This window comes from Marinitoga sp. 1197 (genome assembly GCF_001021165.1).
In the GTDB taxonomy this organism is placed as follows: domain Bacteria; phylum Thermotogota; class Thermotogae; order Petrotogales; family Petrotogaceae; genus Marinitoga.
Map to the genome: position 1 here is coordinate 1 of NZ_AZAY01000035.1, position 9,088 is coordinate 9,088.

The window sequence follows — 9,088 nt, forward strand, 5'->3', positions numbered from 1 at the left end:
CTATTCACTTGACAAATACATCTCTTGACTTTTTAGAGAATACACCCTAGAAAAATTATATTTAAATAACAAATGTTATTTAATTTTCTCAATACGTTTAGAAATATTTGGTTTTATGAATAATCTTATTAGTTCAGTAATAAAAATAAGTACTACTATAAAATGTTTCCAGATAAGAAAATATGTAATGCTAAAAAAAACAATAAGATAGAAAAAATTTATTATATTACTTTTTTGATTATATTTACTTTTTATCAAAGAAAAAATAATATAAGAAAAAATTAACAATACAGAAGATATCAAATAATTTACTGTATTTTGTTTTATTATAAAATTATCTGATATCTTTGATAATAATAAAAATATATAAGGATATAATCCTAATATTATTGTAATAACTATTTTTTTAGCCATTCTGCAACATCAACTCCTATAGCTCCTTGAATTGCTCCTATAGCAATACCGGGTACTATACCAGGTCCCCCACTAGCAGCTGCTCCCCAAAGACCACCAACTATAGCACCGGCTGCTGCGCCGTATGCAGTTTCTTTCCATCCTTCAATGCCTTTTTGGTTAAATTCTTCAATTTTTTGAGCACCATATTAAAATTATACTAAATCTTCATTTTAAAATTTTATTCACAAGTATTATATAAAAAAAAAAAAAGAAAAGTCAATACAAATAAAAAAATTTACAGTATATTTTCAATAATTAAATTGATAATTAATATATCAGGTGATCAAACTTATACTGGAAAATCTTGAAAACCAGTTATAAGTGAGGATGAAAAATGAGTGATCTATTAAAAGAAAAAGATTATACCAACTGGTTAAGAGATTTAAAGAAAAAATTAAGGGAAAACCAGCTAAAAGCAGCAGTTAAAGCTAATTCAAAACTGTTTAATTTCTATTGGGAACTCGGAAAAGAAATAGTTGAAAAACAAAAAGAAGCAAAATGGGGAGATAAATTAATAGATAAGTTAAGCAAAGATTTAATTTCTGAATTTCCTGATGTAAAAGGTTTTTCCTGTAGAAATTTAATGTATATTCAAAAGTGGTATTTATTTTATTCTGGAGATAAAAAATTAGTCCAACAAGCTGTTGCACTAATTACAAAAATTCCACGGGAACATAATCTTGCAATAATTTCAAAATATAAAAATCCAAAAGAAGCTCTATTTATATGTAAACAAGGTTATAGAAAACGGATAGTCAAGAAATGTCTTGACTCATCAAATAGAAGCGATTTATATAAAAGATCAGGAAAAGCAATTACAAATTTTGAAATAACCTTACCTTTAATCCAATCTGATCTTACTAAATAAACGTTAAAAGACCAATATTGTTATAAAACATAAGAATATAGATATTGAAATTCTTAAAAAATTGATAAATGATAAAATAAAGGTGAAAATCAGAAAAAATCTTGTAAAAAGCAAATCATTAGAGGAAATGCTTAAAAATTCTATAAAAAGGTAACATAATAATATTTTAACAGCGGTAGAGGTAATTGACGAATTAATTGATATTGTAAACACAGTTATAAACTAACCGGGGCAAAAAAAAGCTCCGGTTAGTTTGTTTTGCAAACGATGAAATAATTATTTTTATTCCCAATTTTACTTAAATAACATACAAAAATTACACTAAAATTAAATTTGTAATGTTTTCGAAACTTTTAATTCCGATAAAAATGGTAGAATTTGAATGGGAATAAAATTAAAATCATTACAAAAAAGAAGGAGAAACAATGAAATTATATATAATCGAATCCAAAAATACAAATGTTCATTATAACTTGGCTATTGAAGAATATTTAATAAACAATACCAACAACAATATTTTTATTTTCTTTTGGAAAAGTAAGAATTCTGTGGTTATAGGAAAACATCAGAATCCTTGGAAAGAAATTAATTTTAATTTTGAATTGGTAAAAAATGGAGAAATCAAAATTGCCAGAAGAATTTCTGGTGGAGGAACAGTTTTTCATGATTTGGGGAATTTAAATTATTCTTTTGTTTCGCCCAAAAATTATTTAAATAGCCAGGAAATATTTGAAATTATAATAAAAACTCTTAAAAACATGGATATAGATGTGGAAAAAAATTATAAAAACGACCTGATATATAAAGATTACAAATTTTCAGGTAGTGCTTTTTCAATAAAAAAAGATAAATTTTTGCATCATGGAACATTATTAATTGATTCGAATCTTGAGTTTTTAAATAAGGTCTTGGGAAAAAACGAGAAAATCGAAACGAAAGCTACAGAATCTAAACCTTCTAAGGTAATAAATCTTAAAGAAATTAATTATTGTATAAACGAAGAAATGATAAAAAACAATATTATAAGAGAAACATCAAAATATCTAAGATTAACAACTATTAAAGTTTCTACAAAATATTTTAGAGATGAAAGTTTAATAGAAAAACACAAATCATGGGAATGGGTATATGGAAATACACCTAAATTTATTTTTAAATTTGAAGATAATGAATTTAAGGTTGAAAATGGTTATATAACATATATTAATTCAAAAAAATTAAAAAATCCATTGAAGTTTGATTTGATGAATTTTGAAAATTTAAATTACCAAAAAGTTTAGGAGGCGCTTATTATGGATAAAAAAGAAGTTATGAAAAAATTAGGAAAATTTCTTGCTGAAACAAAAACCGGTGTTTTAGGATGGGTTAATAAAGACGGTTATCCAGAGTTGAGATGGATGTCACCATGCTTGATGCCTTATAACACAGACTGTACTTACGCAATCACATTAGAAGATTTTCCAAAAGTAAATGATCTAAAAAATAATGGTAAAGTTCAATGGTTAATTCAAAACAAAAGTCTAACAGAGGTTATAAATATTTATGGAAAAATAAACATCATTGAAGATGCTCTGTTTAAATCAGAAGTTTTAGAAAATTTATCCTCAAATTTAGTAGCTATATGGAAATTAGAAGATGATGCGGAATTTGTTGTATTAGAAACAATAATAGAAGAAATCGTATATTACGACACAATGAAAGGAATAAAGGAAAGAATTAATTTTAGGGAGGAATAATTATGAAAGATTTAAAAAATTACGATACCAAATTACTTAAAGATTTATTATTTAAAATGCTTTTAATAAGAAGATTTGAAGAAAAAGCTGCTCAGGCATATGGATTAAAAAAAATAGGTGGATTTTTACACCTATATATAGGTGAAGAAGCTGTAGCAGTTGGTTCAATTTCAAATTTAGATATGACAAAAGACTATGTTGCCGCAGCATATAGAGATCATGGACATGCATTAGCAACAGGTTTAGATCCAAATTCTTTAATGGCAGAACTATATGGAAAAATAACTGGTTGTTCAAAAGGGAAAGGTGGATCGATGCATTTTTTTGATTATAAAAAACATTTCTTTGGCGGAAATGGAATCGTAGGTGCTCAAATACCTGTAGCTACAGGTATTGGTTTAAAAATAAAATACAATAAGGAAGATGGTGTTGTATTGTGTTACTTTGGTGATGGTGCAATTCACCAGGGAGCTTTCCATGAAAGTTTGAATTTAGCAAAAATATGGAATTTACCTGTTGTGTATATCTGTGAAAATAACCATTACGGAATGGGAACTGATTATAGGAGAGTTTCAGCAATAGATGATTTTTCAATAATGGCCGATTCATATGCAATGAATGGAAAACAAGTAAATGGAATGAATGTTTTAGAAGTTTACGAAGCAACTAAAGAAGCTATTGAAATAGCAAAAAATGGAACTCCAGTTTTACTTGAAGCTAAAACATACAGGTTTAAAGGTCATTCAATGAGTGATCCTGCAAAATATAGAACAAAAGAAGAACTTGAAAAATATAAGCAAAAAGATCCAATAATAAGTTTTAAAGAGTTATTGAAAGAAAATAATATTATTAGTGAAGAAGACTTTCTTGAAATGGACAAACAATGCAAAAAGATTGCAAAAGATGCTGCTAAATTTGCAGAAGAAAGTCCTGAACCGGATTTAGATGAATTATATACGGATATTTACGCTTAAAAGGGAGTGAGAAAGATGCCAATTATTACTATGAGAGAAGCCATTAGGCAAGCTATGGATGAGGAAATGTCAAGGGATGAAAATGTAATTTTAATGGGCGAAGAAGTCGCGCAATATAACGGAGCATATAAAGTTAGTCAAGGACTATATGATAAATATGGTGAGGAAAGAGTTATAGATACCCCTATTACAGAAAGCGGATTTGCTGGTGTCGGAATTGGTGCTGCTATGGCAGGGTTAAGGCCTATTGTTGAATTTATGACATTTAATTTCGCACTTCAAGCCTTTGACCAGATTGTAAATAACGCTGCAAAAATGAGATATATGTCAGGTGGACAATTCAAGGTTCCGATAGTCTTCAGAGGACCTAATGGACCTGCAGAATATTTAGCTTCCCAGCATTCACAGGCTACACAAACTTTTTTTGCACACGTGCCAGGTTTAAAGGTTGTAGCTCCAGCTACACCATATGATGCAAAAGGTCTTTTAAAAACAGCAATAAGAGATGATAATCCAGTTATATTTTTAGAAGGAGAATTAATGTACTCCTGGGAAGGTGAAGTTCCTGAAGAAGAATATACAATAGAATTTGGAAAAGCAGATATAAAACGAGAAGGAAAAGATGTAACTATAATCACCTATTCTAAACCTTTAAAAGTAGTATTAGAAAGCGCAAAAGAACTTGAAAAAGATGGTATTGATGTTGAAGTGCTAGATCTAAGAAGTATAAGACCTCTAGATGAAGAAACAATATTAAATTCTGTAAAGAAAACAAATAGATGCGTAATTGTCGATGAATCGTGGCCATTTGTAAGTGTTGCTTCTCATATTGGATGGCTAATTTCAAATAAAACATTTGATTACTTAGATGCACCAGTTGAATTGGTGACAAATGAAGATGTACCCATGCCTTATAACCACAAATTAGAATTAGCAGCACAACCATCTGTTGATAAAATAATAAAAGCTGTTAAAAAAGTTTTGTACATTTAGGAGGACGATATTATGGCTGAAAAATTACTAATGATTGCCTTATCTCCCACAATGGAAAAAGGCACTATCGTAAAATGGGTAAAAAAAGAAAATGAATCTTTCACAGAAGGAGATGTTCTCTGTGAAGTTGAAACAGATAAAACAACAATGGAATATGAAGCAACAGAAGAGGGAACATTATTAAAAATACTTGTTCCTGAAGGTGAAAAGGCTGCTGTTGGTGACCCTATAGCAATATTTGGTGAACCTGGAGAAGATATTTCTAGTTTATTAAATGAAAATATTGAGAAAGTGAAAAGTGAAGAGATAAAAAGTGAAACAACAGAAAGAAAAACTGTTAGAGAAATTGAAAATATTAAAGCTAAAGAAGCTAAATTTGAAAGTATTTCAGACAGAATTAAAATATCGCCTTTAGCAAAAAAAATAGCATTAATGAAAAACATTGATATAACAAGAATAAAAGGAACTGGTCCAGGAGGAAGAATAATAAAAAGAGATGTTGAAGGTTATAGCACTGCAACAGTTTCTCAAGCAACAATGCTGCAAGATAAACTTATCTATGTTGAGACAAGTGATGAAGATAGAATAATTCCATTATCAGACAAACGCAGAATTATTGGTGAAAGATTGTCACAATCAAAATACACGTCACCACATTTTTATTTAACTCTTAGCGTAAATATGGAAAATATAATGGAAAATAGAAAGACGATAAACAACAGATTGAACGAAAAAATATCAATGAATACATTTTTGATAAAAATAATTGCCAATACATTGAGAAAGCACAGAAGAATAAATTCAACTTTGCTAAATGACAAAATAATTGAATTTGGTAGAATTGACATTGCTTTAGCGGTAGCTCAGGAAAATGGATTAATTACACCTATTGTAAGAAATGTTGATAAAAAAGGAATTTTACAGATAGAAAATGAGTTAAGAGAATTAATAGAAAAAGCAAAAAATAATAAATTGGAACCAGAAGAATATACAAATGCAACATTTACAATTAGTAATCTTGGGTCATTTGGAGTAGATGAATTCACAGCGATAATCAATCCACCAGCTTCAGCAATACTTGCTATTGGAATGATAAAAAAGATACCTATTGTCGAAAATGATGAAATAATTATTAAACCAATGATGAAAATGACTTTATCTTCAGACCATAGAGTAATAGATGGCGCAGTTGCTGCTATATTTATGAAAGATTTAAAAGAAACTTTAGAAAATCCAATATTAGCAATACTTTGAGGTGATAATATGAAATATGATTTAATTATTTTAGGTTCAGGTCCAGGTGGTTATGTTGCTGCAATTAGAGCTGCACAACTCGGATTGAAGACTGCAATAATAGAAAAAGATAAAGTTGGTGGTGTTTGTTTAAATATAGGTTGTATACCATCTAAATCTTTAATACATCAAGCTGAAACTTTTTCAAGAATAAAAGAATTAGAATATATGGGAATAAAATTTAATTTAGATAATTTTAATTATAAAAAAATATTTGAAAAATCAAGAAAAGCAGCAGATACGCTTTCAAAAGGCGTTCAATATTTACTAAAGAAAAACAAAATCGATTTAATTTCAGGCGAAGGTAAGTTATTAAATAAAAATGAAGTAATAGTAAATGATAAAGATATATACACATCAAAATTCATTTTACTTGCAACGGGTTCAAAACCCAAATCCATCCCTGGATTTGAAATAGATGAAGTGCAAATATTAAGTTCAAATGGTGCTTTAATGTTAGAGAATTTACCTAAATCAATAGCTATTATAGGCAGTGGAGTAATTGGAATTGAATTTGGTTATATAATGAACTCTTTTGGAGTTGAAGTTCATATAATAGAAATTTTAGACAGAATTTTACCAACTGAAGATTTAGAAATAGCAGAATTCCTTGAAAAAGTATATAAAAAAAGAAATATAAAAATCCACAAATCTACAAAGTCAAGAATAATAGAAAAAACAAAAAACGAAATTACATTAGAATTAGAAAGTGAAGATAGAAAAAATATTATTAAGGCTGAAAAAATACTTATAGCCGTTGGCAGAGAACCAAATACCAAAAACATTGGTATTGAAAAAATTGGTATTGAAACAGAAAAAGGTTTTGTTAAAGTTAGAGAGTATTACAAAACAAATGCAGATAACATTTATGCAATTGGCGATATTGTAAAAACACCACAATTAGCTCATGTTGCTTCAAAAGAGGGTGAAATTGTTGTAGAACATATTGCTGGACATAGTACAGAAAAATTTGTAGATATTTACAAAATCCCATCTGCTATATATTCCGAACCTCAGATAGCAAGTTTTGGTTATACCGAAGAATTGTTAAGAGAAAAAAATATTCAATATAACAAATTTTCTTTCCCATACAGAGGTGTTGGAAAATCTGTTGCAATAGAAAAATCAGAAGGATTTATTAAAATATTAACAGACAAAGAAACTAATGAAATTTTAGGAGCTCATATAATAGGTGCTGAAGCTACAGAATTAATTCATGAAGTATTACTTGCTAAAAATTCCGAATTATTGCCTGAAGATATATCCAAAATGATACACGCACACCCAACACTCTCCGAAGGTATTATGGAGGCATTTAGAGGAATAGAAGGTTGGGCAATTCACATTTAATCTGCAATTTTAAAATGACGTCTACAATTTTTGTAGACGTCATTTTATTATCAAAACATTTCTTTTGTCAGCTTTCTTTGGAAAGAGACCCTTTTTTGTACATTTTTATTTTCCCTTATTGTTTTAATCTTCGATTCATCCATATGAAAATATAAATAAATAAATTTATTATTAGGTATAACAAAAACAATTCGTATATTAAATATTTATTTGTTGTAGAATCAATTTTCAAAATGAAATTCAAAAAAATAAATCCCAAAGAAAAGAGAGATATAGCTATTGTACTCTTATATATTGAAATAATAAAATAACTTATTAAAATTAAAAATATTACGTATAATGATAAAATTTTCGTAACTCCAAATATTGTGAATTCAAAAAATAGGCCAGTAACAATTAATACAATTCCTAGTAAAATTCAAGTAAAATTACAATCAATTTTTCTTTTCTTAAATTTAATAAATTTATATAATTATTTTATCACCTGATATATTTTTATGGTTAAATTTTTATTTAATGTATTGATGCAATTTTATATTCTTGCTATTATTTGATGTTAATGATTAATTGGTTTTATGCTATTTGATTAATTCCAGTAACCTTTCTTCATTTTCCTTTGTTGTTTTTTTGAGTATTTCCTCTGTTTTTTTGTCTGCCACTACTTTTCCTTTTTTTAACACTATTATCCTGTCTGTCTTTTCTATTTCACTTACCTCATGACTGGCTAAGATTATCGTTTTCCCTTTTTGCGATAATTCTTCCATTATTTCGTATATTTTTATCTTTGTTTCTATATCTACACCATTTGTTGGTTCATCCAGTAAATATATTTCCGCTTCTTTTATTAATGCCCTTGCTAAATTCAATCTCCTCTTCATTCCTGTTGATGCTTCCATGTATTTGATTTTTCTGTTTTCGTATAGCCCCATCTCTTTTAATCCTTTTTCCACTTTCTTTTTTAATTCTTTTCCTGTTATATTGTTTAACATCCCAAAAAATTTGAGATTCTCTTCTAAACTTAATCGGTAATAGAATGACCGTTCATTTGCTGTTGATATTGTTATCATTTTTTTTATCTTTTTTTCTTCTTTTTGTGTGTCATATCCTTTTATTTTTATTTTTCCTCTATCTGGTATTATAAACATTCCTATTGTTTTTATTAATGTTGTTTTTCCTGCTCCATTTGGTCCAAAGATTGTTACTTTTTCTCCTTTGTTTATTGTAAGATTTATATTTTCCAGTGCTTTTATTTTGTTTTTATATATTTTTGTCAAATTTGTTATTTCTATTATATTTTCCATTTTATCATTTCCTTTTCTGTTTTTAATATTGTGAAATTGTTCCATATTTTCTTGCTTTATCAAAACTGTTTTTAAACCAATATATTCCTATTGGTAATATTATTGCTGTCATTATTA

10 protein-coding genes are annotated in these 9,088 nt (G+C 27.8%); 8 read left to right on the top strand and 2 right to left on the bottom strand.

Annotated elements, in window-relative coordinates; all coding sequences use genetic code 11:
- Positions 1-75: 75 nt before the first annotated feature.
- Positions 76-414, bottom strand: a complete 339-nt coding sequence (locus tag X275_RS08935; RefSeq protein ID WP_047268490.1) for a hypothetical protein — start codon at positions 412-414, stop codon at positions 76-78.
- A 376-nt stretch (positions 415-790) separates the two neighbouring features.
- On the opposite strand from X275_RS08935, the gene X275_RS08940 reads away from it, so the two are divergent.
- From X275_RS08940 to lpdA, 8 genes are all read left to right on the top strand, one after another.
- Entirely contained in the window at positions 791-1,324 is a 534-nt protein-coding gene (locus X275_RS08940; protein ID WP_052913799.1) for a DUF1016 N-terminal domain-containing protein, read from the top strand.
- A gap of 22 nt (positions 1,325-1,346) precedes the next feature.
- Positions 1,347-1,478, top strand: coding sequence for a type I restriction enzyme endonuclease domain-containing protein (locus X275_RS11920; RefSeq protein ID WP_442914816.1), 132 nt, complete (start codon positions 1,347-1,349; stop codon positions 1,476-1,478).
- 271 nt (positions 1,479-1,749) lie between these two features.
- The gene (locus X275_RS08945; RefSeq protein ID WP_052913801.1) at positions 1,750-2,604 is read left to right on the top strand and encodes a lipoate--protein ligase family protein; all 855 of its coding nucleotides are present in this window, start codon (positions 1,750-1,752) and stop codon (positions 2,602-2,604) included.
- Between the two features lie 12 nt (positions 2,605-2,616).
- Positions 2,617-3,060 carry a pyridoxamine 5'-phosphate oxidase family protein gene (locus tag X275_RS08950; RefSeq protein ID WP_052913165.1) on the top strand — a complete coding sequence of 148 codons (444 nt, stop codon included), beginning with the start codon at positions 2,617-2,619 and terminating at the stop codon, positions 3,058-3,060.
- Between the two features lie 2 nt (positions 3,061-3,062).
- Positions 3,063-4,034, top strand: coding sequence for a pyruvate dehydrogenase (acetyl-transferring) E1 component subunit alpha (gene pdhA, locus X275_RS08955; protein WP_047265509.1), 972 nt, complete (start codon positions 3,063-3,065; stop codon positions 4,032-4,034).
- A 15-nt stretch (positions 4,035-4,049) separates the two neighbouring features.
- On the top strand, positions 4,050-5,027 hold the full coding sequence (locus tag X275_RS08960) for a pyruvate dehydrogenase complex E1 component subunit beta (protein ID WP_047268491.1): 978 nt from the start codon (positions 4,050-4,052) through the stop codon (positions 5,025-5,027).
- A gap of 12 nt (positions 5,028-5,039) precedes the next feature.
- Entirely contained in the window at positions 5,040-6,281 is a 1,242-nt protein-coding gene (locus X275_RS08965; protein ID WP_047268492.1) for a dihydrolipoamide acetyltransferase family protein, read from the top strand.
- Positions 6,282-6,290: 9 nt separating this feature from the next.
- Positions 6,291-7,670: a dihydrolipoyl dehydrogenase gene (gene lpdA, locus X275_RS08970; RefSeq protein ID WP_047268493.1), complete on the top strand. Its 1,380-nt coding sequence runs from the start codon at positions 6,291-6,293 to the stop codon at positions 7,668-7,670.
- A 578-nt stretch (positions 7,671-8,248) separates the two neighbouring features.
- Here the strand turns inward: lpdA and X275_RS08975 are convergent.
- Entirely contained in the window at positions 8,249-8,971 is a 723-nt protein-coding gene (locus tag X275_RS08975; protein ID WP_156168756.1) for an ABC transporter ATP-binding protein, read from the bottom strand.
- Positions 8,972-9,088 lie beyond the last annotated feature (117 nt).

Excerpts from the sequence above, each read along its gene's own strand:
- lpdA (WP_047268493.1), top strand. The coding sequence starts at position 6,291 with ATGAAATATGATTTAATTATTTTAGGTTCAGGTCCAGGTGGTTATGTT.
- X275_RS08960 (WP_047268491.1), top strand. The coding sequence starts at position 4,050 with ATGCCAATTATTACTATGAGAGAAGCCATTAGGCAAGCTATGGATGAG.
- X275_RS08965 (WP_047268492.1), top strand. The coding sequence starts at position 5,040 with ATGGCTGAAAAATTACTAATGATTGCCTTATCTCCCACAATGGAAAAA.
- X275_RS08975 (WP_156168756.1), bottom strand. The coding sequence starts at position 8,971 with ATGGAAAATATAATAGAAATAACAAATTTGACAAAAATATATAAAAAC.
- X275_RS08950 (WP_052913165.1), top strand. The coding sequence starts at position 2,617 with ATGGATAAAAAAGAAGTTATGAAAAAATTAGGAAAATTTCTTGCTGAA.
- X275_RS08940 (WP_052913799.1), top strand. The coding sequence starts at position 791 with ATGAGTGATCTATTAAAAGAAAAAGATTATACCAACTGGTTAAGAGAT.
- X275_RS08935 (WP_047268490.1), bottom strand. The coding sequence starts at position 414 with ATGGCTAAAAAAATAGTTATTACAATAATATTAGGATTATATCCTTAT.
- pdhA (WP_047265509.1), top strand. The coding sequence starts at position 3,063 with ATGAAAGATTTAAAAAATTACGATACCAAATTACTTAAAGATTTATTA.
- X275_RS08945 (WP_052913801.1), top strand. The coding sequence starts at position 1,750 with ATGAAATTATATATAATCGAATCCAAAAATACAAATGTTCATTATAAC.